The following is a 25282-nucleotide window of genomic DNA, read 5'->3' on the forward strand; positions in this document are numbered from 1 at the left end:
CACCCTCACCTCGACAACCACGACGCCGAGGACAGTAACGACTATGTCTGAGGGATCTCTGAGGCACGCAGAATCCTCGCGACGTACCCGTCGGGACGCACGATGACAGCACCACCCGGCGTCACGCCGTAGCGTCCGGCGATCTTGCCCTCCGGATCGTCGACGACAAGTGTTGTGCACCCCGGAATCGAAACCGGTTCAGCGTGAAGGGTAATCAACACATGATCTGACGGGTGCTTGCGGCGCACATCGGCAACGGCAGACCACAACCCCGTCCCCGGAACCGGCGGGGCTGCGTCACCGGGCACAACGTGACCGTGCACGCCCTGCTGCACGATGGGACTGCCGTGATACGCGACCGTGAACTCCTCCATCTCGTTCGCTATCCGATGCTGGGCGAACTGTGTACCCGCGATCAGTCGTAGCGCCTGATTACGCACTACTCGAACGACTTTCGACTCCACGGTGGCGCCGTTCGTCATCACCGTCGTCTCCTTGATCACGTGCGCTGCGACGGGGTGGCGTTCGTCGTGATAGCTGTCGAGCACAACTTCGAACCCGGTGGTCCCAGCCACCGCGGCCGCGAGCTTCCACCCGAGGTTGAACGCATCCTGCATCCCGGTGTTCATCCCTTGGCCGCCCGCCGGACTGTGCACGTGGGCGGCGTCGCCTGCCAAGAACACTCGCCCGGTACGGTACCGAGCAACCTGCGCGTGGTGGATCTCGAAGGTCGTGAGCCACCGCGGCGAACGCACCCGCGCCTCGAGGCCACGCTCGTCGCACACCCGCTGCAGCCACTCCAGACTCGCGGGCCGCCCATGATCGGCCTGCCCGATCGCCGCGATGATGCGCACACGATCGCCGATCATCGGGAAGATCATGATCGGGCCTGCGCCCGAGGAGGCATTGATGTGCATCGAGCTGGTGTCGAGATCGTAGGTGGCGTCGACGTCGCCCATCAGGAAGTGCTCGCCCTTGAACGAGCCCTCCAACTTCAGGCCGAGATGGTGACGGACTGCGCTCGACGCCCCGTCGGTCCCAACCAGATATCGACACCGGATCGTCTCCTCGCCCACTGTGGCCGTCACAGAATCCGCGTCCTGAGTGAGATCGATCAGCTCGACGCCTCGCTCCACTTCGACGCCAAGTGCGCGGAGTCGTTCGGTCAGGATCCTCTCGGTCTCGGTCTGCGCCGTCGTCACCGAGAACGGATAAGGACTGTCGACGGTGTCGAGCGGAATGTGCGCGAGTTCCTTGCCGTCGGCGTGGAAACGAACCCCGGTCGTCGTACGTCCCGACGCGACGACCTCGTCCTCGACACCGAGAATGTCCAGCATTTCGAGGCTGCGTGCATGGACGACGACCGCGCGGGATTCGTCCGTCGGTTCGGTGCGGCGGTCGATGATCCGGAACGGAACCTGGCGACGAGCAAGGTCCACGGCGAGGACCAACCCGACCGGTCCCGCACCCACCACCAGCACTTCGGTGTCGTATGACGTCATTGCTCGATGATGCGGCCGAACCGACCCGTCGGAGTGATCATCCGCCCGAAAATCACCCGCCGACGACGCATCGAATCACCCTACGGTGGCAACGCCATGTGGTCGACGGGGCGCTCGACCAAATCCCCGTGCTTGGGCACGCAATGTACGTACTGTGAAACTTGTGACGCAGAGCACTATGCAGAGGAGTACGGCTTCATGAAAAGCACCATGCAGGACACCCCGCTGTCGATCGGTCAGCTGGTCCGGTTCGGGACGACGATCCACCCCACGGCCGAGGTCACCACGTGGAGCGAGACCGGCCCGACCACGGTGAATTTCGCGCACCTAGGCAAGCGAGCGGCCCAACTCGCCCATGGCCTCAGGTCCATCGGCATCGATGGCGACCAACGCGTCGCGACGTTCATGTGGAACAACGCACCGCACATGGAGGCCTACATGGCCGTGCCTGCGATGGGCGCCGTACTGCACACCCTCAACATTCGACTGTTCCCCGAACAGCTCACCTACATCGTCGACCACGCCGAAGATCAAGTGATCATCGCCGACGCCAGCCTGCTCCCCCTCCTCACGCCGCTCCTGCCCACGATGAACACCGTGCGTCACCTGATCGTCGTCGGGATCGACCCGGCCGAGGTGAATGCACCCGATGGCATCGAGGTCCTCGGTTACGACGCTCTACTCGCCGGCCAGCCCGAGGACTTCGACTGGCCGGAGTTGGACGAGACCTCAGCTGCCGCAATGTGTTACACCTCCGGTACCACCGGCGATCCCAAGGGCGTCGTGTATTCGCATCGCTCGATCTGGCTTCATTCGATGCAGTCCTGCATGTCCGACGCCATGGGGCTCGGCCAGGCCGACAAGGTCCTGGCGATCGTGCCGATGTTCCACGCCATGTCGTGGGGATTGCCGTACGCGGCGCTGATGGTCGGTGCGTCGCTGATCATGCCGGACAAGTTCCTGCAGCCCGCGCCGTTGGCGGAGATGATGTCGACGCTTCGTCCGACGGCTGCTGCGGCGGTTCCGACGATCTGGCAGGCTCTGCTCGTCCATCTCGACGAGCACCCCGCGGATCTGTCGAGCTTGCGCGACGTCCTGGTCGGCGGCAGTGCATGTCCGCCGAGTCTGATGCGCGCCTTCCACGAGAAGTACGGCATCCACATCACCCAGGCCTGGGGTATGACCGAGACGTCGCCGCTCGGTACGTCGGGAAAGCCCGATGCAGGGTTGACGCCCGAGGACGAGTTCGACTTACGTTGCACGCAGGGCCGTTTCGTGGCTGCAGTTCGAGCACGGCTCGTCGACGACGCCGGGAAGGTTCTCGCTTGGGATGGCAAGCAGGTCGGCGAGCTCGAGGTGTGCGGCCCGTGGATCACCGGTAGCTACTACCGAAGCGACGCAACCGACAAATTCGACGACGGTTGGCTCCGCACGGGCGACGTGGGGACCATCAACTCCGGCGGATATCTGACGTTGACGGACCGGTCGAAGGACATCATCAAGTCCGGCGGCGAGTGGATCTCGTCCGTCGAACTGGAGAACCACGTCATGGAGCACCCCTCGGTCCGCGAAGCAGCGGTCATCGGCGTTCCCGACGTCAAATGGGACGAGCGGCCTCTCGTCGCCGTCGTCGTTCGCGACGGAGAAACCGTGTCCGCCGAAGACCTACAGAAGTTTCTCGCCGGCCGAGTTGCCCACTGGCAGCTACCCGAACGATGGACGTTCATCGAGGAAGTGCCCAAGACAAGCGTCGGGAAGTACGACAAGAAGCGCCTGCGCAGCTCTCACGCGGACGGCGCTCTCGAGGTCATCAATCTTCTCTGAGGTGACGTGAGAGCAGATCCGGGTTAGACGTCAAAGATTTGTGAGAGCGCGCAATTCGCCGAAGATGTCTTCCGCGATGTCGGCGAAGGCACGTTGCTCCCCGTCGGCGATCCACTGCTTGAACGTGACGCCGAAAACTGTCACACCGGTTTCGGCGGCGAGAGTTGCTCCTGGCTCGGCGACTCCGTGCTCGGCAAGTGCTTCGGTTATCTTCTTGGCCAACCAGGCCATCTTGAGCAGTTCGCGTTCCTGCAATCCTGGGTTTGCGTCTATGACGACCTGACGCGCCCGTGAGTACTGCCGCTTCTCGTCGGGAAAGAATGTCGCTGCCGCCGCGATCGCGCGCGCGACCAGCTCGACGGCCGAGGACGGGTTCTTCGCCGCGGCGATGACGTCGACAAATATCTCCTGCAGCTGTTCCTGTCCGTCGAACAGAACCTCCCGCTTGTCGCTGAAGTGCCGAAAGAATGTGCGTTCGGTCAGGCCTGCGGCCTGGGCGATGTCTGCCGCCGTCGTCGTGTCGAAGCCGCGTTCGGCGTACAGATCGAGCGCTGCAGCTCGCAGGCGGTCTTTCGCGCCTGGCTCCCATCGGACCATGACGATCATCTTAGTGATGACAGCAACTGTCGTCAGGTGTACGTTGATGTCAGTTGCTGACATCAACGTTCGAGCTAGAGGCAGGAAAACATCGCAATGAGCATTTTCGTCACCGGAGCGTCAGGGTGGATCGGTTCGGCCACCGTGGACGAGTTGATTTCTGCGGGATACGAGGTCACCGGCCTCGCACGCACCGATGCGGCCGAGACCGCACTGAAAGCCAAGGGCGCCAACGCACTTCGAGGAGACCTAGACGACGTGGATTGCCTCCGTCAGGGTGCGTCCGACGCCGACGCGGTCATCCACCTTGCCAACAAGCACGACTGGACCGATATGGCGGAGTCGAACCGCGCCGAGCGCACTGCTGTTCAGACGATGCTCGACGTGTTGGAGGGCTCCGATCGGCCGTTTCTCCTGGCATCGGGTGTGGCCGGTTTGGCGCAGGGACGACCCAGCACGGAGGCGGATGCGTCGCCGTTCAGCGGGCCCGAGGCCATGCGCGGTGGCACCGAGAACCTCGCTTTGGACTACGTGGACAAAGGGGTTCGCGCGGTTGCGCTGCGATTTGCGCCGACAGTGCACGGCGACGGTGACCACGGGTTCATCTCGTACCTCGTCGCTGCTGCTCGCGCGACGGGTGTGTCGGGCTATGTGGGCGACGGGTCCACCGGGTGGGCAGCAGTGCATCGCGCGGATGCCGCCACGATGATTCGACTCGGGCTCGAGAAGGCGCCCACGGGTTCCCGTCTGCACGCAGTAGGCGAAACCAGCGTGTCGTCCAAGGAGATCGCCGAGGCAATCGGCCGCGGTCTCGATCTGCCGACCGTATCCATCGCACCCGAAGACGCAGTACAGCACTTCGGATTCATCGGCCGCTTCTTCTCACTGGACCTTTCCTCGTCGAGCTCGATCACCCAGAAGTTGTTGAACTGGGCACCGATGGGACCCACTCTGGCAGAGGATCTTTCATCGGGCTCGTACTTTCGATCTTGACTACTTGGGCCCGAGCTGGCCGAGACCCGATGCGTTGTCCTGATCCACGGCCTCGGCGGTGGTGAAGAACTTATTGAAGACCACCTGCATCTCGCGAACGACTTGAACATGGCTTTCGAGTACGTCGACGAGGTTGTTCTCGCCGCCGACAGCTTTGTCACGAAGAATCTGCCTGAACTGCTGACCCATCGCGAACTCGCCCCAGCCGTCGGCGTTTGCCAAGTCTGCTGCTGAGGCTTTATGCAGCTGCAACTGTTTGATGTAGTTGTCGCATGCGCGACTGCAAGCCTCTGCGGCCTCCGGATTCAGATATAGATCCCCCTGATCCGCGGACACGGCGAGCGACTTCCAGTACGAAACTGGTTCGACAGGACTGCTCACTGTTCCTCCTACTTGGTCGCCGAAGGCAACGCACTCTTGAGATCGTTCGTGTGTCGAACCAGTATTGGGCAAGGATCGACGCCGTCATCGACCCTCATATAGTTGACGGTAAACACCACGACACCTGGGTCCAGGTCGATTGCGATATTGCAGTCAATGATCGAGTCGGCGACGTCTGTGGTGTATTGGAATGCGTCCAGCTCGTCGATTGCGAGATTGCGCCCGGTTAGATTGGAAGGATCATCGCGTGCGTCCTGAATCGTTCTGACGTCAGAAGACTTCACGCTGAGTAGATACGGAACATCGAAGCCGCGCGGTGAAAATAGGCACCGCGCCCAGTCCTCGACTGCAATGCCCCTCCCCCAACCGACCTCACGAAAATTTGGATCCAACCCCGTCGCAGCGATTTGTTCGGGCGTGATGCTGCACGGATCCCATCGCGTCGGCTCAGCGACAGCTTTGGGCTCGACGTCGTCACCGCACGCCCCCAGCAGCACGGTCGCAGCGCACAGCACCGGAACCCACTTCCGCACACGGACCCCCTCCGTCGGACTCGTACGTCAGGTTAGACGCACCGTCGTGCCGAATGGTTCCATCTCCACCGAAAGTTCACCAGCCCTGGACCGGCCGCCCAACTGTTCGGTCGCGTGCTCAATCGCCAGTGCGCGTCGCCGCGATCGTCCACGCAACTTCGCCGGGGCAATCGCCTGCGTAAGTCTTGCGCACTTCGCCCGTGAGCGCTTGGGCAGGCGACGTGGACGCGTCGTTGTTCGTGAGGGACACACGGATCGTGGTTTGCTGCTGGCCCGAGCCGTCTTCGCAGGGCGCGGACGCATAGGTGGCGTCGGATGACCATGCCCCATCGGCCCATTCCAACGTCGGAAGGATGTCCGTCTCCGCATCGAGTATCGAGACGCAGCGGTCCCCTGTCCGGGTGCATGAGCTCTGGTAGTTGCCCGACTCCGTGACCTGTTGCGCGTTCACGTTTCCTGGTTCTGGCAACGGCGTCAGGTCGAGATCGTACGTCCCGGACAACGCCGAACCTGGCGAATCCACGAGCGGCGGCAACTCGTCGGGTGACGGAATCACCATGACTGGATCGAGCGGCCCGGTGCGGGTGAACGTGTACGCGGTCGAGTACTCCTTCAGACACGGAGGTCCAGCGTGTGTTACTCCCGTCCCCGTGATCAACGAACCGTCGTCCACCCCGTCGGCCTGTTCGAAACTGGACACCTGCCAGCCCGACGCCTGAAGCGGAGTCCCGCTCACTGTCGAGCAGGAAAAACTAGGCAATGCGAGGTTTGCGATCCATCTGCCGTCGACGAAGTCGAGCACGACCGGTTGAGGGGCAGGCGGTGGTACGAAATCGGGGTACGTCACCAGAGCCGACGCTACACACGGTCCGGATTCGTTGGCACAGAACGATTTCACCGAGAACACCGACGTTTGGTATTCCGCCGGCGTGGGGGCCAAATCTGGCCGTTCCTCCTGAACCTGTTTGGCCTCGTATGTTCCCTCGAACACCGATCCGGGGTTCGGCACCGATTCGCTACTCGAAGATGGCACATCGGTGCCCGAGGAGTCAGTCGTTTCAGCGCTCGAGCAGCTGACGGCAAGCACGACCGAAGCCGTCCAAACAGCGATACGAAACCCTGGCTTCACATTCATGGCAACGAGTCCTCGCTGGCAGTCCCCGCGACGACGCGGAGGGTGGGGGCCACTATCGCACAGTGGTGTGAGCTGCGGGTTCGAATCAACGTAGCAATGAAGTTAGTTGTAGCAAGGTTGCGTCGGCGAGTGTGACACTGCCGCCGTACACCCGATCGCTACTCCGTCAAGCGCACCTTCCGTAGGGAAGCAACTCGGGATGGTCTGCGAGCATCTCGGCGACAACGTCGAGCATGACGGTTCCGTCGGAGAAAGATCCGGATTCCGGCTCGGCGGCGATTGCCACCGCGGTGAAACCGTCGGCCACGTCGACGATTCCAAGCTGGCGAACCAAATAGCTTCCATCCTCGGCGGGCCCCCAGCCTCCCTTGAACGCAGACCCGGCGATGTGCCCGAGGCCCCAGGACTGGTCCGACGAGATCTGGTGCATGAGTTCGACTACCGAAGCGCCGCCGTCCACGCACTGCAGCTCTGAGGCGAATTGAGCCTGCGACGGAAGTGACCACTCGGTTTGACCGAAAGGTGTGTAGCCGGATCGGACTCGATTCTCTTGCACGTCCGTCGAACCGTCCCCGCCATCGATCAGCACCTGTTCGACGGCAAGGGCGGCCGATGATGGATCTCCCAAACTCGACCACAAATCCTCGGCCGAACCGTTGTCGGAGTCGATGATCGCCGAAGTCGCCGAGGACAAGCTACTCGATTCGACTTGTCGCAAAGCTGCTACGGCAAGCGGGACCTTGATGGTCGACCAGGCCACACCTGTCGACCAATCACCGAGTACCTGCACTTGACCACCCCCGACCGGCACGTAGGCCATTCCGAGCCGACCGGAATACGAGGACGCGATGGCCTCGAATTCGTCACGCAGCATCGACGACGCAGACGGTGGTGGCGCTTCGAGCGCATTCGCGGTCGGCACGATAGGCGGCGGCGTCCCCGAGTCCGATTGCGCGACAGCACTGCCGTCCACGGTGTTCGTCGGGATCGTGCATGCGGCAACAAGAATCAGAACTGCGGCACATATCCCGACGTGTCCCAAGCGCCAACGCCTAGTAGACATAGACGACTGCGTTCTCACCACCGGTACACGTCACGAGCCCCGCAACCGGTGAGCAGTTCATTGCGTACGACCGGCCGGTCACCGGACTCGTAGCGTTCACGGTTCGCGCCACTCCGGGTTGCCCGCTGCCTGCATACGCGACGCGCACAGCCTCCGCGAAAGGACATGAGGTGATCGTCGTGCCCACCGCGGACGAGATGTACTCACCTGCCGGACCGAAATCAGCCGGACACGTCTGCGCGTTCGCAGGCAGAGACGCACGCGGCACCGTCGTACGGGTCGGTACCGCCGAACTCGGATTCGCTTGTCCAGCAACAGCCTGTGGCGTCGGCGGCGGTGATGCGACGTCGTCGGCGACGTTCTGTTGCCAGAGGAACCACCCTCCCACGCCCAACGCGGCCAGCAGCACGACCATACCCACAACGACTGCGACGATCACGCCGACGTTTCTGCTGCCCCCGGGACCCGGGGGTCGCGGGACCTGAGAAGGCGGCGCGTACGGCCCACCTGGTCCGTTCGGCGGATAACCCGGGCCGGACGGAAAGCGCTGCGGTGGAGGGGGAATTGGACGACTGGGCGGAGGCGGGATGTTCGGGGCCGCAGGTGAGCCGTACGGGCTGTACGGTCGCTGGCCCTGACCATGCGGTCCTGGCACGTTCATCGACTACTCCTCAACTCTCACCATTTGCGCTGTTCGACGAGAGCACCTGCCCACGATGCCATCACCGGCACGACTGCGCTATCGGTCGAACAACCGACAGGCTCTTGGAGTCTGGGATTTGTTCGAACGCCCACCGCTACCGAAACCGCCCGAGAGATGGCTGTCTGCAGGGGATCAGCAGGCGACGATGACCGTCGGATCGGTCGTGAGGTCCAGCCACTTTCCGTAGGAACCGGAAGGTGCCGAGGCGACAGCGGCGCAGATGGATTGTGTCGTCGACCCCGCCGGTTGGTAGACCGCGTAAATGGGATTTCCTGCGTCGGACTGTTGCCTCAGCGACGGGCAGGAATTGTCCGTCCGCAGGTATGAAGCACCGGGGTTCGCGGCCAACGCCGACGAGATCTCCTGTGTGTAGGACGCTGGCTCCACCGCGGACTGGATAACCACTATTCCGGTTCCAGTGCAGGCGGGCACACTGATGGGGACCGTCAGTCCGAGGTCGCCGCGGGCAGGCTGCGCCGGAAGCGTCGGTGTCGGCGCAGGCGGCGCGGACGTCACGGACTGCTGCACGCTCGGTGCCGATCCGGTGGTTTTCAGCGACGGTGCCGAGTTGACGGCTTTGGTCGGCGTCAGTGATTCGTCGATGGCGGTCGCAACGCCGCCCGTCTCGCCGCCGACCAAGCGCAACACCGTAAACCCGATGCCCGCGAGGACGACGACTGCGGCCACTACCGCAACGACAATGAGGGCCGTGGTGCGGCGTCGGCTACTTTGCTGATTCACGGTGCCAACAATGCCATCGTTACAGCGAGATGGGGAATGACGCGCATGTGATCATCCCCCATTTCGTAGCAGATTCGACCTAGTTCCGCCCCTAGCGCGTGGTGACCACCGACGAACCGGCGAGCTTGTCGTGAAAGCCCTGCAGAACAGGCGAGTTGCTGATCGTGACGATCACCGCGATCGACAAACCGATTGTTGCAATAGTTCCCAGCACTCCCACCGTCCCTCCGTAGTACAAGGAGGTCAGCGCGCCGGCGAGGTCCTGGTTGCTACCCAGCAACACCAGCGCAGAGATCGCCGAGCCGAGGTACATCGGCAGGACGAATGCATTCCTCTTGAACGCTTGCGCAGGACTGAGCTGACCACCCTCGACCGATCGAACTTTCAAGCCCAGAATCAACTTACCCAGAGTGGTTCCGAAAACGGATTCGCCCACCAGGAAGTACGCAATGGATCCGAGAGCGACGACAAGACCGATGAGGCCGGATGTGACTTTGTACGCGTCGTAGTCGAGGGTGCTCCCGAATGCTGCTGATGAGATCATTCCGCCGATCATCGAGACGAGACCGAGCAGAACGAAGTCGATCAGCCGCGCTGCAACCCTGACACCGGTGGTGGCCAGCGGAACGCCGTCGTGGGTGTATCGCTGCTGTGGAGCAGGATTGTAGTGTGGCGGCTGGGCCGGTGCACCGAACTGGGGTGCACCCGGTCCGTTCTGCGGCGCGTGCGGCATGTACTGCTGCGCCGCGAAGTTGGGAGGCGGAGGCGGCGGCGGGGGTGTCGCGTTCCGCGGCAGATCGGGGTTCTGAGATTGTTCATAGGTCACGAGGGATCCAATGCTCGAGGGTCTACTTCGAAGCCTCACAGGACTTACGACCGTTTGCTATCTGTCGTTCGAATGATCTGCACGCCGGTGAACCGGCCCAACCTTATGGCGACGTAGCGTCCGTCCACGTGACCCCGTCGAACCAGCGACGCTGGTGGGGATTGCTTGGATCTGGATACCAGCCGGGCGCAGCACTCGGCATAGGCTGCGGCGCCGGCGACCTCTTGTTCGAGTTGACGACTGCGTAGACGATCGCTCCTATAATGATGACTGGAATAGCCACCACCACAAGAACAATCAATAGATGGAACGGACTGACTGCACCCACAGTTGCACCTCTTTCGAGACCTCGAGCATCACGAAAACGAAATTCCTAGGAGGCCACCGTAAACGATGAGCACACCGATGTAGATCACTACAGCGAGGTATCCGAGAATGAGCCCCGCTGTGGCCATTCCGGACCCCCGCTCCCCCGTTCGCCGAAGCTGCCCGTGAGCGACATGGCCGAGAATCACAGCGATGATGCCCGAACCGAAGAGGCCGAAAACCAGTGACAGAACTGCCAGGCTGTTGGTTGCCTGCGTGTGCGGCGCGAAACCGTACGGCGTTGCCTGCCCGTAGGGGTTGCCTGCGTACCCGTACAACGGTTCTCCCGACGGCGTCTGACCTACCTGTACCAGCGCGGGCCTAGCGTAGTCGGGGTGCTCAGGAACGGCGGGATCCTTGATCAATTTGTCGATTCCCACTGCGATCCAGGCGAACACCGTCACCGAGAGAATCATCTGAAGGAAAGTGAGGCTAAATCCGGCACCTGACACGCGGTTCCACAGGACGATGTTGAGCGCTGTAACTCCCACGACCGCGAACGGCAACACGAACAACGGAACCAAGGATCGACGCCGAAGAAGAATCCATGCTCCGACTACAAGACCGGTGGACAGCGGCCAAATCGCCAGGACCGCCAGTACCGTTGCCCATACTCTGCGTCCGACACTGACATCCTGCATCCAGGCGAACCCAATGAATCCGACGATGGACACCGCCCCGCCGATCACGACAGCCCACTCGAATTGAACTCGGATCGTCATCGACGCGATCAGCCCAAGAACAGTGGCCACGACCAAGATCGCGATCGACAGCACTGACGGCGACTTCGGAGTGTGCTTCAGAGCACTTCCGGCCGTGTGCACGTATGCAGGTTGATAGCTCGGCGAATGTGCATACAGCGGCGGCGGAGGGGGCGCAGGCGTGGTACCCGATGTGAGGCCAGGCGGAGGTGGCGGCGGCCCGAAATCAGTCATCGCCGCCCGGCCAGAGCGTCGTTCACTGCTGAATCACCAAGGCCCGCGAGCCATTCGAGCAATCCCGGATACGCGTTGGGATGAGCTGCAACAGTGGCTCGCAATTCTGGCCGGTGTTCGGCCACGCGGAACAGGATTGCCGCCGAGCACGTCGGGTCCGCAATGGCACGCGCATCCTCGTCCGCGTCGATGACCTCGGTAGGTGCGACAGTCTGAAGTACACCCGAGGTCGCAACTGTCTCTGAGGTCTCTGTGGTTTCAGATTCAGCAGACTCACTACCGGCGGCATTCTCACCGGCGGACATTGAATCATCGGGTCCGGACTTTCCGGAACTCCTGCGAGCCAAGGCTGCATCGACGGACGGGTCCCCGAGCTTGCTCAGCCAGGACAACAGATCCGGGTAGGTCGACGGGTTCGACGCAATTGCGGCCCGAAGTTCGGGAGAGTTGCTCGCGATCTCGAACAGCGTGGCAGCGGGCGTAGCGGTATCCGCGGCGGCACGTTCGCGGGGCGACTGCGTCGTACTCCCGGGGTCTCCGTTCGTGCGACGCGCCAGTGCTGCGTCGACCTCAGGATCTCCGAGCTTGCCCAGCCATGTGAGCAGATCGTCGTACGTCGATGGGTTCGCTGCGATCGCCGGTCGAAGCTCAGGAGAGTTCGTCGCGAGTTCGAAGAGGGTGGCGGCAGGAGTACTGGGGTCCGCTGCTACCAACTCGCGAGAATTCACCGGAGCATTGGTCGCCGCCTGCTGAGTGTGGGTGTCACCGGCGGACGCCTTGGAGAGGTTCGGTCGCGCAACGGATTCGGGCGCTATGCCACCAGTGGACTCCGAGCGCGATTCCTGTACTGGAGCCACCGTCTCGGCAGGGAGGCCGAACTGTCCAGCTGCTCGACGAGCAAGCGCTGCATCGACCGCCGGGTCACCCAGCTTGCCCAACCACGCAACCAGATCGTCGTACGTCGACGGGTTCGCTGCGACGGCAGGCCGAAGCTCGGGCGAATTCGTCGCGATCTCGAAGAGAGTGGCTGCGGCTGTTCGCGGATCGGACGCTGCAGCAGCTGGTCCCGCGGTCTGCTGGACGGGCTGCGCGTAGTGCTGCTGGGGCACCTGCTGGCCGAATGCGGTGACCGGTGAAGGTCCAGCCGTGACCGAGGCAAACAACGGGACACCTCGGTAGAGGTCACGAACGGCGGGTGCGAGCGCAACCGCGAGTGCGATGAAGATCGGTGAGGCCGTGGCCGCCAGGTCGATCGTCCACACACTGGGATAGCCGTAGTCGTACATGATCGACTGGGTGACGAGGCGACCGATCATGAGCACGAGCAGTCCGAGGCAAATTCCGATTACCACTTCACGGGACGGCCTGGGATCCGCCGTCGAGTATCGAAGCGCCAGCGCCTTCGTTCCGACAACAGCCAGGATTCCGATCAACAGCGAAAACACCGCCAGAGCAATGGATTCGCCCACCGACACCAGACCGAACCCGGTCGCCGCCATGACAAGTTGAGAAATCGCGACTCCGAAGCTCCATACGGCGATGATCCGCACGCCGTTTCGGGCTGCGTCGAGCCACACATAGCCGGCGTGAGTTGCATCGGAGTCCGAGGGAAATCCGAAGGGCAGAAAAGCGATGGTTCCAGCCGCAACCAACAGTGTGATGGCGTAATACGGATTGATCGTCACTGTGTGGAAGAGCTCGACGCTCGCGAGGTCGTCGAAGGACAGGAAGAACCCACCGACCAGAAGCGCAACAGACAACCCAGCGATCGTCAATCTCCACGAGTCGAACCGCCGCGCCACGCCGAAGGCAACGACACCCAGTACGGCGACGGGTACTGCACCCGAGGCCAGGGACACGATCAGACTCTCCAGGGTCTGGGCACCGTCCGCGTAGTCGTACCGACCAGCGGTCACCAGAATGAAGATCAGGGCCAGCAGTCCGGATACCGCAGCAAGTCCGGTAGCGACGACCGTCAACGGTTTGATCCATCCCAACCATCGTGGGCCCGCGCGGGAGTCGAGCTTGAGTTCCGCGGCCCGCGGCTGAGCGGCAAGCAGAGCGCCCGCCAACCCGAACCACGCGGCAGAACCTATGCCGTCGCCGGTGAAGACCGTCGACGTCTCACTGAAGCGAAACATCCCCCGAATCACGTCGTAGAACAGGAAGACGACGACCATCGATATGAACGGTCCGTTGACCGCCAACCGAAGAACTCGAACCTGGCTAACCTGCCAATTCTGCCCCAACATGCCCAGTCGGGCGAAGTACGGCAGACCGAGCGACGCCAGAGACAGCAGCGTCAGCAGGACTACCAACGCAATGATCCCGCCTGAACCTCCCTGGGCGATACCGAATCCCGTTGTCCAGGGCAGGAAGAACGACAGGAAAAGAAGGACCGCGGCAACGCCGTCTCGAATGTAGTCACCGACAGGAATGTCTGTGAATGCCGACTGTTTCGGCTGGTAATTCTGCTGCTGGATCGGCGGAGTCGGCGCACCCGGGTAGCCGGGCGGAGGTGGATAGAACGACGTGGGTTGCGGCGCACCGTTCCAGGTCGACGGACCGTATTGGTTCTGTTGACCGTACTGATAGGGATTTTCTCCGGGCACGCGCCGAGCTCCTCGAGGGTGTGGACAGTGGGCTGAATTATGCGGCGGGATCGCCTAGGAGAACAGTCATTCGAACAACCGTTGACTCTGCTTGCGTCATCTTCGGTATTTGGTGGTACCAGATGAATCTCGGTTGTTGCTCACGATCTTGGCGTAACACTGATCCAGTGCAATTCCTTTCGCATCACACCAGCCGTTCGCGGCATCGGCGTCGGCGAATGTCAGTCCGGCGACGGTGATCCACCAACCTTGCAGATCGAAGGTCCGCCATTCATCGCTCCACAGCAGACGCACCTCGGGGTACATCAGTCGTAGCTGCAGATGTTGGCGCAGAATCTGTTCCGCTGTCCAGCGCACGGGAGCACCGTTGATGTCGGCCGCGTCCAGCCCTATCCGCTTCGCCGAGATCTGTGCGACCCACTTATCGGACAAATCACCCTGAACGAAGGGGAAATCGGCGTTCGCCTGTGCTCTCAAGGCGTCGAAACTGGTCTTCTCGACGTCCGCTGTAGTCGGCGCCGCACTTCTCACCGCCTTGATGGACGTGTTCGTTCGGCTCTGCGAGGGCGCACCGGACGTGAGGCTTGGATCGCTGGTTCCCTCGTCCTCGCACTCGACCAGTTGCGTCCCCGACGCTGTCGAATTCGTGAGACTCGACGCCGAGCCGAGGCTGTTGGGGAGTCGCCAGAAACTGTCGAGCTCGTACAGGAAATCGCGTTCGATCGAGTTGGTCGTATTGGTGCTGTCGGTTTTCGGAAGGTAGATCGGTGAATCGGAAAAATCGAACACTGCGGATGCGACGCTCGCGCCGTTGTCCGTGATGGACACACGCATCGAGTTCGTGGAAACGATGTCACCGCCGGGGCACGACGCCTTCATCTCCATCCTGACGACGAGACCTGCTGCTTCCGTCCGATATTCGACCGGAGTGAGCGTCGGGGTCTTGCCGCATTTGGTGACGAACTGATCCTCACCGCCACCCTCGTCGGCGGTTGGCAGCTTTCCGGGCGCACCGGACGGACCACCCGTCGGCGGGTAGTAGGTGAGGGTGTCGTTGGTGATGTTGGCAAGCCCGTCGTTGGCTTTGCCCCACGACCACCTGGTGCCTTCGCCTGCCATCGTCCAACTCGTCGACCCGTCGGTTAGATCGACTGCGACGAGGCCGTCCTCCGCAGACAGAATGACGCGTTCTCCATCAGATCCGGCAAACTCGAAATAGTCCTCCACCTGGATGGACCAGAGTTCCTCACCGGTGTCGATGCGATAGGCCGAGAGCGTATCCACATTCTGACCGAGGACGATGTCGCCGATGACTTTCTCGAGCGAAAAGTACTCGCCACCTTCTACCGTCCAGAGCTCTGTTCCATCCTCGATGTCGTACGCGCCGTGCGAACCGATGTACGGGCGACTGTCCGATTTCGATACCAACCACGGCTCAGCGGGGAAATCTTGCTCGACGCGAAACTTCTCCTCGCCGCCTCGCGCTGCGACGATGGTCGTGTATCCGTCGCTCGGCGGCGGCATTTGGCAGTACGACCCGGCGAAACCCTGGCCCGGAAGTGATGCGAAGCTGCCCAGGTTCGAGTCGGAGACCATTCGACCATCGGCAGCGCTGAGCACGAAGTCTCTGATGCTTTGGAAGTGAACGAGACCGTCGAGCACTTCGAAGGAGTGAGCGTCACCGGAGCCGACGCAATCACTGTCCCAGGACTCGGTCGTCGACCATTGGGCTTCGAGGTCGCCCGGGGTCCCCCGGCTGAATGTGTAGCTCCCCTGAGTGCTGTCCACTGTGAACACGGAACCATCGGAGACCTCGACCATCGAGGCAGACGGTCGGTCCACACGTGAGGTGACATCGCCCGAAGCAAGGTCGAAGAACTGAACGCTTGCGGCGGTCACGCCTCGCGGGCTGATCACGCACGGTAGAGCGCCACCGATGGCTTGGGTTGCGCAGGTGATGGTGCCGTCCACCGGGGTAGTCCACTTCACAGCGCCTGTCTCGGCGTCGACTGCGACGACCTCGCTCTGTTGCCCGGGCCCGCTACCGGCAGTGGTCACCAGAGTCGCGCCGAGATCGGTGAACTTCGCGGTGCCGTACGTTGCGCCCAGTGAATCCGGCCACAGAAACGCGCCACCTGGAAAGACGTCGTCAACCGCCAAACTCCAACCGGGTTGCGGCTGAGCCGGATACGTGTTCGTCAATTGCCCAGCTACCGGGCCTTCTGCGTCGGATGACCGCAGCAGGTTGACGACCGTGAGCCCTCCGGCGGCCAAGGCTCCGACCACTACGACCGATACGGCCGCGACGATCCAGCCCCGCCTCCGTGTCCCTGACGTTCCGGCAGCCGGGGCCGGCGGCTGCGGCTCTCGCGACGGTTGGTGCGGGGTGGTGGGGGCGGAGGAGGCGGAGGGGTGAGATTGTCATCGATTCACGCGTTCTACTCGGTGCGTTCGGTCATTCTTCGACCAGACACAGCACGGTGAGGGGGCTGTCGGTCTTGACCCAGTCGCCATTGCAGGACGACGTAGAGGTCCCCACACTGATCACCCGGTTGGTCGCACTACTCGAACTACAGGACACCGGTGTTACGAACGTTTCGCTGGTCCCGTCGCCGTTGTCCTTGCCCTCTGTGCGGATGATGCAGTCACCGACAGAAGCATTGGAGATGACGGCGGACGTGTCGTCGACGTCGTACGACGGGGTGGTAGTCGTCGTGTACGTCGAATACGTGGGGTACGACTGGGATGTGTAGTAGTCGGACGAATAGTCCGACTCGTAGTCGTCGAATGCGTTGGTGACTGCGTTGGCAAGGGCAAGAAGCCAAATAATCGAGAACACCCAGATTGCGGTGAAGATGTACCCGATCACCAGACCCGCGATAGCCAGTCCGCGTCCTTGCTCGCCCGTCCGTTTGATCTGCGACAGCGAGATGTGCCCCAGAATGATTCCGAGGGGAGCAAGAAATATGCCGCCCACCAAGGCCGCGATAGCAAGACCGTTGGTGGTGGGCGGTTGCTGGTACCCGTACGTCGGCTGCCCGTTCCAGTACGGCTGCCCTTGACCTTCGGATGGGGCTGGTGGCGGTGGTGCGGGAGGGGGGGGCGGCGGAATAGTCACCGAGAAAGCCGTCCAATGCGCATGACGGAAATCTAGTGCGCAGAACTGAGATCCGGCAGTCGTTCATTCGGATGATTCGGAGCTCCAACAATCGACGGGTTCACGGCAACCGCAACGGTGGAACTCATCCCCCGAGCCGTTCAGTTCTTGTGCATCGACAAGGACATACCTTCGATGTCCGGCTCGCTCGACCAGGTCAGACTTCCTGTGAGCGTATTTCCAGCCGATGTCAGCTGCCACTCACCCGAATCAGCACACTCCGAAAGAGAACCTGCAGTGGTCCGCGTGTCCACGTAGATAGTTCCGTACTGCCGACTCGTCTCGGAGACATCGACGATGCAGTCTTGGCCTTCGAACGTGAAGGTGAACGACCCGCGTATCGGATCTGAGGCGCTCAGCACGGCGGAGATCGTTGCCTGATTACCACTCGGATACTTGGTCGAACCTTCCCATGTGCCGGTGAGGTCGGGGCCGGAAGAGAGTGGCGTGATCGATTCGGCGATCAACTGATTCGCTCGCCACGAGCTGTACCCCCAGTACCCGAGGCCGATCACCAGCACCGATGCGGACACGGCACTGAAGATCGCAATCACGATCAGTAAGTTCTTGTTGGAGCCATCGTTTCCCGTGGGCGGCGGCGGCGGAGGAGGTCCCGGGCTCGGGCCGTCGACCTGGCGTTCAGGAACAGGCATTCGTCTCCACATCTTCGGTACCGAACAAGCAGAGTATTCGACTGTGTATGAATCACGCAGTCGCTCAATCGAATGAACCTCGGCCACGTGACTGTGTGTACATTCCCATCAATGCGATGCCGGAATGGTTCGATGCGATCGATACTCGTCGTGATACTGGCACTTGTCGCACTGTTGACACTGACGCAATGCTCTACGTTGGCCGAGCTCACGAAACCGGATGACCAATCGTCCTCCGATGGTTCAGCTGTCGATATCGAGGTCGGGCGGGACGGTTTCACCGCCATGGTCGATCGGGTGACGGTCGAGGCGCCTGCCGGCGTCGCAGCGGCCGGTACTCGAGTCAAAATCGAAAAGAACGAAAGGCCTCTACCGGGTGTGTGGGGCCAGTTCGCCGAAAGTGTGGGACACGGCGTCGAAATTACTCTCGGTGCTGGCGAGCAACCTAAATCTCCCATCACTCTTCGATTCGACGGTGTGGACGCGGGTTCCGACATTTTCGTACTCAGCGAATCGAACGGAAAAATCGATGTGCTGTCTCCAAACCGAGCCGGCAGCCTTGTCGTCGAAACTGACCATCTGTCGTGGTTCTGGCCAGTCCTGGTCAAGATCTCCGACCTGGCGGATACAGTTTTCACTGCTGCAAGCGACGCGCTGCAGATGACTACTCCTCGCCCTGACTGTTTTCGGCCTGACGGGAACTACTCCGATCTCGGTGCCAGCATGACGAAGGTGCTCGGCGATGTCGTGTGGCCGTGTCTAGAGCAGGTGGGAAGCCAGATTCGTCTGTCCGTGCAATCCAACAGCTCGGTGGCATGGCGACTGTCCAGTACTCCTGCGTGGGAAATGCGCACTCCCACTGCGTACACCGCTGCAAACCTCCTCGCACTCAGCACATGGAGGACCACGTCGCCTGATGTTCTGGACGAACAGATGATGCTGCCCGGCGAAACGTCCGAATTCGAAACGACAACGTTGTCGAGCACGACAATCAACATGACCGTCGATCCAGTCATGTCACAGGTCAGGACCTTGGCGCTCGGCCTCGGATTCTTACTTCCCGACGAGGCAATCGATTCCATCGGGCGCGCCGAATGTCTTCCTGATCTCATCAATTCCGGTGCCGTCGACGATGACCCGAGCGCAACCGGATTCGCAGCGATCCTTCGTTGCTTCGGCGCGGCAGTCGGTGGTGCGGCAGGCGCGGTCGTAGGGCTTCTGGCCGCCGCGCCGGCCGCGCTGTGGTCCGAACTCGAAGGCCTGCTACGGTCCGCAACGGGGCTCGATCAGCTGGCATTCACTGTGTCTGCCAAAGAAGCCATACCACTCCCCGTCGGTACTGGCAGTCCGATCGAACGCGCGGACGTCGAGCCGTGGCTCGGTGAGTGGAGCGGCCCGATCGATCAATCTGGATCGAAGCCGTATTCGGTTCGGATGACGCTTGCTCATGACGGCACTACCGTCGTCGGACTCGTCGAATACCCGGAACTATCGTGCAGTGGGGTGTTGAACAAAGCCGACTTGATCTCGGGCGTGCTGACGATCCAGGAAGAAATCACGAAAAACGGCGGCTGCCTGAAATACGTCGACCTCACTCTGAAACTCGTGCCGGACCGAATCGACTACAGTTTCGACACAGTCTATTTCGGGTCTGGACTGTTGAGCCGAGTTGGCAGCTGACCCCAACGGCGATACTCCCTCCACCGTCGGATCGGACAATCAGGAGTCCTCCAATCGACCGACAGACCTGGCTGCCTCGTAGAGGTAGCTTCGGGTTCGATAGGAACCTGACATCGATCGAGGAACTCGTGAACCCGCTGCCACCGCCCCTCCTCCGCCACCACCTCCCCGCCGCCTTCGCTACTTCAGCTGGTCACTCGCCTTATCCTGCTGCGAAACCGCACCGCAATCGGTGGCTCTGGGCGGTTCCGGTGCTTGTCGTCGTGACCGCGCTGGTAGTAGGTGGGGCAATCTGGGGCGTTCGATCGTTCTCGGCGTCCGATTCTGCGACGACGAGCTTCACTGTCAATGATGTTCCAGCCGGAACCTATCCGCAGTACGTCGCACTGAATCCATGGAACCGAGAACTGTACGTGACGACCGGATACGACATTCGCGTGATCAACAGCGACAGAACCGCGCTCGACCCCTTCATCGCAGTTCCGAGCGGATCGAAGGACATCGCTTTCGACACAGTCGCAAAGACTGTGTGGACACACAACAACACTAGGGACAATGCACCCGACAGTCACGTGGTGACCGTCATCGATACAGCCACGCGACAGGCGACCCGGACGATCCGGTTCCAGCGACCGGTAATTGCCCTCGGTATAGATTCCGAGCTCCGGCGCGCATTCGTCGTCAACCGCCCCGACGACCAAACGCAGACGCCGAGCAACGAGTCCTGGGTGTCCGTAGTGGACACCGACACCTTCGACGTCATCAGCGAGTACACGATCGATCTGGCTGGGTACGGTGTCGATATCGACCCGGCCACGCATATCGCGTTGATCCGAGGCTGGATGGGGACCCTGGTTTTCTCGACCGAGAGCCCGGGAACACTCTCGGCGCCCAGAGCGGTCAAGGCGTCGAATTCGAGTTCGGTCAACGTGGCACTGGACAAACAGCAACAACGTGCCTACGTCTACACCGATACCGACATGGTCACGTACGACACGCTCAGCGGCGACGAAATCAGCCGGAGCGCAATGGATATCGACATCTCCGACATGGCAGTCTCCCGGGAGGGAATGTTGTGGACGGTCGATTCCGAATCCGACTCGATCACGGTGTACGACCCAGCGACGTGGGCGCCGATCACGTCGATCGACGTAGGAGATCAACCGATCTCTATCGCGACCGATCCTGACACCGGCTTGTTCTTCACCAGCAACAATGCCGGGCAGTCGGTGTCCGTCATCGAGCCTGCAGGCTGATCGGTAGATCTCAGGCGGCCACGCACCGAGTGATGGGCTTGCGCCGACTAACTTAATCACTTAAGTTAGTGCCATGAACCTTGCCCACGAGCTCCACGATCTGGTGCGCACGCTGGACAAGTGGGCCGAGCGCATCCTCAAACCCGAGGGCCTCACCTACAACCGGTACGTCGCACTCGTCATCGTGTCCGAGCATCCTGGCGTCACCGGTCGAATCCTGGCCGATGCCCTCGGCGTGAGCGAGGCAGCCTTGAGCGGCATTGTCCGCACACTTCTCGACGCAGGCCTCGTCGAAAATCGCGCGAACACCGGGGACGGACACATCCGAAGATTGGCCATCACCGCGGACGGCTCCACCACCCTCACACGATGTTCGGCACTGCTCGGATCGTCACTCGACGACAACGCGCGGGCTATCGGCCTCGACCCCTCCAAATTGGCCGGCGATATCCACGCACTGCACGACGAAGTGCGTACCACTCGTACGCACACATCCTGAACGAAAGATATTCAATGACAACCACCCTCAGCACACTTGCCATCATTCTGGGGGTTGCGCGCATGCTGATGTTCATTGCGTTGCACCTCGTTCCCAGCAACTACAACATAGTCGAGCACGCGGTCAGCGACTATGCAGTCGGGCGCACACGACGATTGAGCTCGATCATGACCTGGACGACGGCAGCATTCTGGGCCGCTCTCGCTCTGGCCACGATCTTCGCGTTCCCGAACTGGGACAGCCTGACGTCCGTGGTGATCCGATTGGTCGCGCTCACAGCGATATTCGTGGCGCTTCCATTTCTTCCCACCGACCTCGAAGACTCGAAGGCCACGGCAGTTGGCCGGCTTCACCTCGTCGCCGCCGTCGCCTGGTTTGCCCTCAGCTACAGCTGCATGAGCGACTTCACCGAGCTTCTGAGGTCGGACGCATCAGCACCCGTCACGACGACTCTCGTCGCCAGCGGTTGGGTTGCCCTGGTTTCGCTGATCGCCCTAGTTCTCGCTCTGCTCGTGCGGCCATTGCGGCGCTATGCATTTGGCATCTCGGAACGAATTTTCCTGTTATCCGTGAACGTGTTCTACGTCGCAGTGGCGGCGGGCATTCTCCTACTAAGCCTCTAAACACCAACCCGATACCGCAGGTGCAGCACCTTGGCTCCCTGACGTGCCTCGACGGGACCATCCAACAGGTGCTGCACGCTGACCGACCCGAAGTAGCGTTTGCCAGACCCGAACATCACCGGTACGACGTCCATACGCACTTCGTCGATCAGGCCCGCGGCGAATATCTGCCCGCCGACGTCGCCGGCAGCAACCTCGACGACGCGGTCGCCCGCAAGTTCCTGCGCCGTGGCCACAGCTGCTTCGATGTTGTCGACGAAGTGAAAGGGCGCGGCAGGGTCCCAGTCCTCGAGTTGCGGCCTGTGGGTCACCACAACGACGTGGTCGACCCCGCTTGGAGGCTTGCCGTCCCAGCCGTCCGTCATGTCGAAGACGTGGCGGCCGGCGATCGTCACTCCGATGCTGTCCCAGTACGGCCGGGTGTAGTCGTAGGACGTTTGCGACACCTTGAGCGCACCACTTTCGGTCAAGGGCACGTCGCCGTTGAGCAGCCAGTCGAACAAGGGTCCGGGCTGATCATTCGCGTCCGCGATGAAGCCGTCCACCGACACCGAGCTGTACATGACAACCTTGCCCATCGGGCGCTCCTCTGCTTGGGGATGCCTCAACCTAGCGCAGGTCGGCTGCATCGACATGAAGATCTCGCCGTCCCTCGATGAGGGCCCGGGGATGAATGTTGCGGCCTCTTCCGAAGACTCGGCGCTCATCGGATTCGACCGAGTCGTTTTGCCTAATTCTCGACGACTAGTTAGGGTTGCCTTCCTGCGACAGAATGTCTGGAGAAGACTGTGCGAATTGGTTCATGGAAATTGGGTGCCTTGCTGGTGAGCGCGGCGCTGGCGGTGGGGTGCTCGTCGCCCGAAGAAGCCACGTCGAGTACGACCGAGGGCTCCGGCGCCTTCCCCGTCACCATCGAACACGTCTTCGGCAGCACCATCGTGCCGGAGAAGCCCGAGCGCATCGTCGCCTTGGGCGTATCCGACGCCGATGTGGTCCTCGCGCTGGGCCAGGTACCCGTCGGAAACACCGGTTTCGTCTTCTACGAGACGGGCCTCGGACCGTGGGCAGAAGGGCTGGTCGGCGACGCCGAACTCACGCGCATCGAGTCGGACTCCGAGCCGAATCTCGAGCAGATCGCAGGCTTGGCACCTGATCTGATTCTCGGTGTTGCCGCTGGGTTCGACGAGGACATGTACAAAAAGCTCAGCGAGATCGCACCCACCGTCGCGCGACCACAGGGAACTGCCGCCTACGCGGTGCCTCGCGCTCAGGCGACCGAGACCATCGCCGCCGCTCTCGGCATGCCCGAGGAGGGTGCAGAGCTGAACGCGAAGACCGACCAACTCATCACGGACACAGTCGCGAAATACCCACAGTTCGCAGGGAAGACGGGCGTCGCGGTGATGTCCTACGACGGCGTCTACGCGGGCTTCCTACCTGGCGACGGCCGCGGCCAATTCTTGACGGGACTAGGTTTCAACATCCCCGACGAAGTCACCAGCCGAGACACCGGCGACACCTTCTACGTGGAAGTGTCTGCGGAGAATGTGAACCTGCTCGACGCCGACGTGATGCTCGTCCTCGGACCCGACGAGAACTTCGACATCGTCGCCGAGAACCCATCTTTCGCGAACACCACTGCCGGACGCAACGGCGCAATCGTTCCCGCGACCATCGACCAGCGCGGGGCAATTACGTACAACTCGGTGTTGTCGATCCCCTATGCCATCGACAATCTTGCTCCGAGGATCGCCGAGGCTCTCGGCTGACGCCGCCTACCGTCTCCCTCTGCGGGTCCGCTCGGGAAAGCGGTCGAGCGTACCGACGGTGAGGTTCTCGATCTGCGACGACGCAGCGCTCTCGGATCGCAGCAGGATCGAGCTCATCGGGGCAAGCTCGGTGGTCGAACAGAGGCGCTGAGACGCGTACTCGTCGAACCGAACAATTTCACGCAGCGCGTCCTCGGATTCAGCCGATAGTTCAGCAGACAACCGAAGCTCGAGGTCAACGATCACGGGAGGAACGGCAGCTCTGTAGTCCCCTGCGTGCAACCTGCGCTGGGTTCGGGACACATGCGCAGCCTGCAAGTCCCACGGCCAATTCTCGTACTCGACGGCTGCAAGGCCGCTGTTCGGATCATTGGCTATGACGGCAACGTACCAAGCTTTAACTCAATATCGTTTGGTATGCGCGGATCGATCGCAACCGATGACTGCCTAGTTTGGGCCCTGGACTTTGATGCCAGCGGCATTGGCGTCGTCGACATCGTTCGTTGCGGTGAAGAACTTGTTGAAGACCACCTTCATCTCCTCGACGACGTCGATGTGGCTCTGCAACACGTCGACCATGTTGTTCTCTCCTCCGACCGCCTTGTTCGCAAGAATCGTCTGCAGCTCGAGACCCATGTCGAAGTCTCCCCAGCCGCTGGCATTGGCGAGCTCCCTTGCGTGTCGCTGATGTAGCCGCAACTTCTCGACATAAGTGTCGCAGGCCGAACTACACGCCGCCGCTGCCTCGGAATTGAGATACAGCTGACCGTTATCGGCGGCAACTGCAAGCGCTTGCCAATGTGTCGCTGGTGTGCCTGGATTCCCCACCGAGTCCCCCTACTTGGGCGCAGGTGGAACTGCGCCCTCCAAATCGTTCACATGTTTCAGAGCCAATCCACAGGCGTCGACGCCGTCTTCTTCTTGGTAGAGAACTGTGAACACGACAATTCCTTGCGGCACGTCGAGTGCGATGTTGCAGTCCCTGATCGCAGCGCCAAACTCGGTCTTATACATGTAGGCATCACGCCCACCGACTACGAAATCATGACCGTCGCGATTGACCGGCTTCGTACGAGCCTCGGCAATCGTATGTTCGACAGACGACTTCACGCTCAGTGCGTACGCCGCCTTGCCCCCTGGCGGCATGTACTCACATCTAGCCCAATCTGGGACGTCGACTCCCCGCCCCCACCCTTCATCCCTATACGCCGGGTCCAGCCCTGTCGCCCCGATGGCCTCAGGGGTAATGCTGCACGGATCCCAATGCTCAGCAGCGATGGGACTCCCCTCCACACCGCTGCCACATCCTGCGAGCACGGCTGCAACAGCTGCCAGCGTCGCCACCCGTTTCCGCACACGATCCCCCTCTATAACGTCGGTCAACAGGTTAGACGCACCGATTGCCGAATCGGTTCCAATCGGGCGTCAGCGCGA

At 61.7% G+C, this 25282-nt stretch carries 26 protein-coding genes; 7 read left to right on the top strand and 19 right to left on the bottom strand.

Annotated elements, in window-relative coordinates; genetic code table 11:
- Window positions 1-41 precede the first annotated feature (41 nt).
- Window positions 42-1502 carry an FAD-dependent monooxygenase gene (locus D8W71_RS21860; protein WP_121116508.1) on the bottom strand — a complete coding sequence of 487 codons (1461 nt, stop codon included), beginning with the start codon at window positions 1500-1502 and terminating at the stop codon, window positions 42-44.
- 198 nt (window positions 1503-1700) lie between these two features.
- Here D8W71_RS21860 and D8W71_RS21865 point away from each other — a divergent pair, with 198 nt between their 5' ends.
- The gene (locus D8W71_RS21865; protein WP_121119751.1) at window positions 1701-3326 is read left to right on the top strand and encodes a long-chain fatty acid--CoA ligase; all 1626 of its coding nucleotides are present in this window, start codon (window positions 1701-1703) and stop codon (window positions 3324-3326) included.
- A gap of 30 nt (window positions 3327-3356) precedes the next feature.
- On the opposite strand, the gene D8W71_RS21870 is transcribed toward D8W71_RS21865, so the two are convergent.
- Window positions 3357-3932 carry a TetR family transcriptional regulator gene (locus tag D8W71_RS21870; protein WP_236077556.1) on the bottom strand — a complete coding sequence of 192 codons (576 nt, stop codon included), beginning with the start codon at window positions 3930-3932 and terminating at the stop codon, window positions 3357-3359.
- An 87-nt stretch (window positions 3933-4019) separates the two neighbouring features.
- Between D8W71_RS21870 and D8W71_RS21875 the strand changes: the two genes are divergently transcribed.
- Window positions 4020-4916, top strand: a complete 897-nt coding sequence (locus tag D8W71_RS21875; protein ID WP_121116510.1) for an SDR family oxidoreductase — start codon at window positions 4020-4022, stop codon at window positions 4914-4916.
- Here D8W71_RS21875 and D8W71_RS21880 read toward each other — a convergent pair whose 3' ends face one another.
- The 13 genes from D8W71_RS21880 to D8W71_RS21940 all read right to left on the bottom strand — a co-directional run bounded on the left by D8W71_RS21880 (window position 4917) and on the right by D8W71_RS21940 (window position 18021).
- Entirely contained in the window at window positions 4917-5297 is a 381-nt protein-coding gene (locus tag D8W71_RS21880) for a hypothetical protein (protein ID WP_121116512.1), read from the bottom strand.
- Between the two features lie 8 nt (window positions 5298-5305).
- Window positions 5306-5794, bottom strand: coding sequence for a DUF3558 family protein (locus D8W71_RS21885; RefSeq protein ID WP_201265161.1), 489 nt, complete (start codon window positions 5792-5794; stop codon window positions 5306-5308).
- 154 nt (window positions 5795-5948) lie between these two features.
- Window positions 5949-6677: a hypothetical protein gene (locus tag D8W71_RS21890; protein WP_153275412.1), complete on the bottom strand. Its 729-nt coding sequence runs from the start codon at window positions 6675-6677 to the stop codon at window positions 5949-5951.
- 454 nt (window positions 6678-7131) lie between these two features.
- Window positions 7132-8028 carry a hypothetical protein gene (locus D8W71_RS21895; RefSeq protein WP_153275413.1) on the bottom strand — a complete coding sequence of 299 codons (897 nt, stop codon included), beginning with the start codon at window positions 8026-8028 and terminating at the stop codon, window positions 7132-7134.
- Window positions 8018-8467, bottom strand: a complete 450-nt coding sequence (locus tag D8W71_RS21900) for a hypothetical protein (RefSeq protein ID WP_121116518.1) — start codon at window positions 8465-8467, stop codon at window positions 8018-8020. Before D8W71_RS21900 ends, D8W71_RS21895 begins: the two co-directional genes overlap by 11 nt.
- Window positions 8468-8863: 396 nt before the next feature.
- Complete coding sequence (locus tag D8W71_RS21905; protein ID WP_153275414.1) at window positions 8864-9472, bottom strand: serine/threonine protein kinase; 609 nt, start codon at window positions 9470-9472, stop codon at window positions 8864-8866.
- Between the two features lie 91 nt (window positions 9473-9563).
- Window positions 9564-10298, bottom strand: a complete 735-nt coding sequence (locus tag D8W71_RS21910; protein WP_121116522.1) for an RDD family protein — start codon at window positions 10296-10298, stop codon at window positions 9564-9566.
- A gap of 103 nt (window positions 10299-10401) precedes the next feature.
- Window positions 10402-10500, bottom strand: a complete 99-nt coding sequence (locus tag D8W71_RS27665; RefSeq protein ID WP_201265444.1) for a DUF2510 domain-containing protein — start codon at window positions 10498-10500, stop codon at window positions 10402-10404.
- Window positions 10501-10654: 154 nt separating this feature from the next.
- Window positions 10655-11488, bottom strand: a complete 834-nt coding sequence (locus D8W71_RS28060) for a DUF4190 domain-containing protein (protein WP_236077557.1) — start codon at window positions 11486-11488, stop codon at window positions 10655-10657.
- Between the two features lie 107 nt (window positions 11489-11595).
- Window positions 11596-14211, bottom strand: a complete 2616-nt coding sequence (locus D8W71_RS27670) for a variant leucine-rich repeat-containing protein (protein ID WP_121116526.1) — start codon at window positions 14209-14211, stop codon at window positions 11596-11598.
- 96 nt (window positions 14212-14307) lie between these two features.
- The gene (locus tag D8W71_RS21930; RefSeq protein WP_236077558.1) at window positions 14308-16497 is read right to left on the bottom strand and encodes an outer membrane protein assembly factor BamB family protein; all 2190 of its coding nucleotides are present in this window, start codon (window positions 16495-16497) and stop codon (window positions 14308-14310) included.
- Window positions 16498-16666: 169 nt separating this feature from the next.
- Window positions 16667-17329, bottom strand: coding sequence for a DUF4190 domain-containing protein (locus D8W71_RS21935; protein ID WP_121116528.1), 663 nt, complete (start codon window positions 17327-17329; stop codon window positions 16667-16669).
- Between the two features lie 140 nt (window positions 17330-17469).
- The gene (locus D8W71_RS21940; RefSeq protein ID WP_121116530.1) at window positions 17470-18021 is read right to left on the bottom strand and encodes a hypothetical protein; all 552 of its coding nucleotides are present in this window, start codon (window positions 18019-18021) and stop codon (window positions 17470-17472) included.
- 132 nt (window positions 18022-18153) lie between these two features.
- On the opposite strand from D8W71_RS21940, the gene D8W71_RS21945 reads away from it, so the two are divergent.
- The 4 genes from D8W71_RS21945 (at window position 18154) to D8W71_RS21960 (ending at window position 22079) form a co-directional block, all read left to right on the top strand.
- Complete coding sequence (locus D8W71_RS21945; protein ID WP_121116532.1) at window positions 18154-19701, top strand: hypothetical protein; 1548 nt, start codon at window positions 18154-18156, stop codon at window positions 19699-19701.
- Window positions 19702-19964: 263 nt separating this feature from the next.
- Window positions 19965-20957: a YncE family protein gene (locus D8W71_RS21950; protein ID WP_153275415.1), complete on the top strand. Its 993-nt coding sequence runs from the start codon at window positions 19965-19967 to the stop codon at window positions 20955-20957.
- Window positions 20958-21030: 73 nt separating this feature from the next.
- Entirely contained in the window at window positions 21031-21456 is a 426-nt protein-coding gene (locus D8W71_RS21955) for a MarR family winged helix-turn-helix transcriptional regulator (RefSeq protein ID WP_121116536.1), read from the top strand.
- Between the two features lie 14 nt (window positions 21457-21470).
- Window positions 21471-22079: a DUF998 domain-containing protein gene (locus tag D8W71_RS21960; protein ID WP_121116538.1), complete on the top strand. Its 609-nt coding sequence runs from the start codon at window positions 21471-21473 to the stop codon at window positions 22077-22079.
- Here D8W71_RS21960 and D8W71_RS21965 read toward each other — a convergent pair.
- Window positions 22076-22657: a dihydrofolate reductase family protein gene (locus D8W71_RS21965; protein ID WP_121116540.1), complete on the bottom strand. Its 582-nt coding sequence runs from the start codon at window positions 22655-22657 to the stop codon at window positions 22076-22078. The two genes, D8W71_RS21960 and D8W71_RS21965, sit on opposite strands and share 4 nt — an antisense overlap.
- Window positions 22658-22867: 210 nt before the next feature.
- On the opposite strand from D8W71_RS21965, the gene D8W71_RS21970 reads away from it, so the two are divergent.
- Window positions 22868-23848 carry an iron-siderophore ABC transporter substrate-binding protein gene (locus tag D8W71_RS21970; protein WP_236077559.1) on the top strand — a complete coding sequence of 327 codons (981 nt, stop codon included), beginning with the start codon at window positions 22868-22870 and terminating at the stop codon, window positions 23846-23848.
- 6 nt (window positions 23849-23854) lie between these two features.
- Here the strand turns inward: D8W71_RS21970 and D8W71_RS27675 are convergent, their stop codons facing one another.
- The 3 genes from D8W71_RS27675 to D8W71_RS21985 form a co-directional block, all read right to left on the bottom strand.
- A complete protein-coding gene (locus D8W71_RS27675) occupies window positions 23855-24094 on the bottom strand; it encodes a hypothetical protein (RefSeq protein ID WP_201265162.1) in 240 nt (79 codons plus the stop codon).
- 201 nt (window positions 24095-24295) lie between these two features.
- Window positions 24296-24676 (bottom strand): hypothetical protein, encoded by a 381-nt coding sequence (locus tag D8W71_RS21980; RefSeq protein WP_121116544.1) that lies wholly within the window; start codon window positions 24674-24676, stop codon window positions 24296-24298.
- 9 nt (window positions 24677-24685) lie between these two features.
- On the bottom strand, window positions 24686-25204 hold the full coding sequence (locus D8W71_RS21985; protein ID WP_328588834.1) for a DUF3558 family protein: 519 nt from the start codon (window positions 25202-25204) through the stop codon (window positions 24686-24688).
- Window positions 25205-25282: the final 78 nt, after the last annotated feature.

Origin of the sequence: Rhodococcus sp. P1Y, assembly GCF_003641205.1 — a bacterium.
Lineage (GTDB): Bacteria > Actinomycetota > Actinomycetes > Mycobacteriales > Mycobacteriaceae > Rhodococcoides.

Excerpts from the sequence above, each read along its gene's own strand:
- D8W71_RS21955 (WP_121116536.1), top strand. The coding sequence starts at position 21,031 with ATGAACCTTGCCCACGAGCTCCACGATCTGGTGCGCACGCTGGACAAG.
- D8W71_RS21960 (WP_121116538.1), top strand. The coding sequence starts at position 21,471 with ATGACAACCACCCTCAGCACACTTGCCATCATTCTGGGGGTTGCGCGC.
- D8W71_RS27665 (WP_201265444.1), bottom strand. The coding sequence starts at position 10,500 with ATGCCGAGTGCTGCGCCCGGCTGGTATCCAGATCCAAGCAATCCCCAC.
- D8W71_RS21895 (WP_153275413.1), bottom strand. The coding sequence starts at position 8,028 with ATGTCTACTAGGCGTTGGCGCTTGGGACACGTCGGGATATGTGCCGCA.
- D8W71_RS21945 (WP_121116532.1), top strand. The coding sequence starts at position 18,154 with ATGCGATCGATACTCGTCGTGATACTGGCACTTGTCGCACTGTTGACA.
- D8W71_RS21875 (WP_121116510.1), top strand. The coding sequence starts at position 4,020 with ATGAGCATTTTCGTCACCGGAGCGTCAGGGTGGATCGGTTCGGCCACC.
- D8W71_RS21865 (WP_121119751.1), top strand. The coding sequence starts at position 1,701 with ATGAAAAGCACCATGCAGGACACCCCGCTGTCGATCGGTCAGCTGGTC.
- D8W71_RS21870 (WP_236077556.1), bottom strand. The coding sequence starts at position 3,932 with ATGATCGTCATGGTCCGATGGGAGCCAGGCGCGAAAGACCGCCTGCGA.
- D8W71_RS21860 (WP_121116508.1), bottom strand. The coding sequence starts at position 1,502 with ATGACGTCATACGACACCGAAGTGCTGGTGGTGGGTGCGGGACCGGTC.
- D8W71_RS21940 (WP_121116530.1), bottom strand. The coding sequence starts at position 18,021 with ATGCCTGTTCCTGAACGCCAGGTCGACGGCCCGAGCCCGGGACCTCCT.
- D8W71_RS21965 (WP_121116540.1), bottom strand. The coding sequence starts at position 22,657 with ATGGGCAAGGTTGTCATGTACAGCTCGGTGTCGGTGGACGGCTTCATC.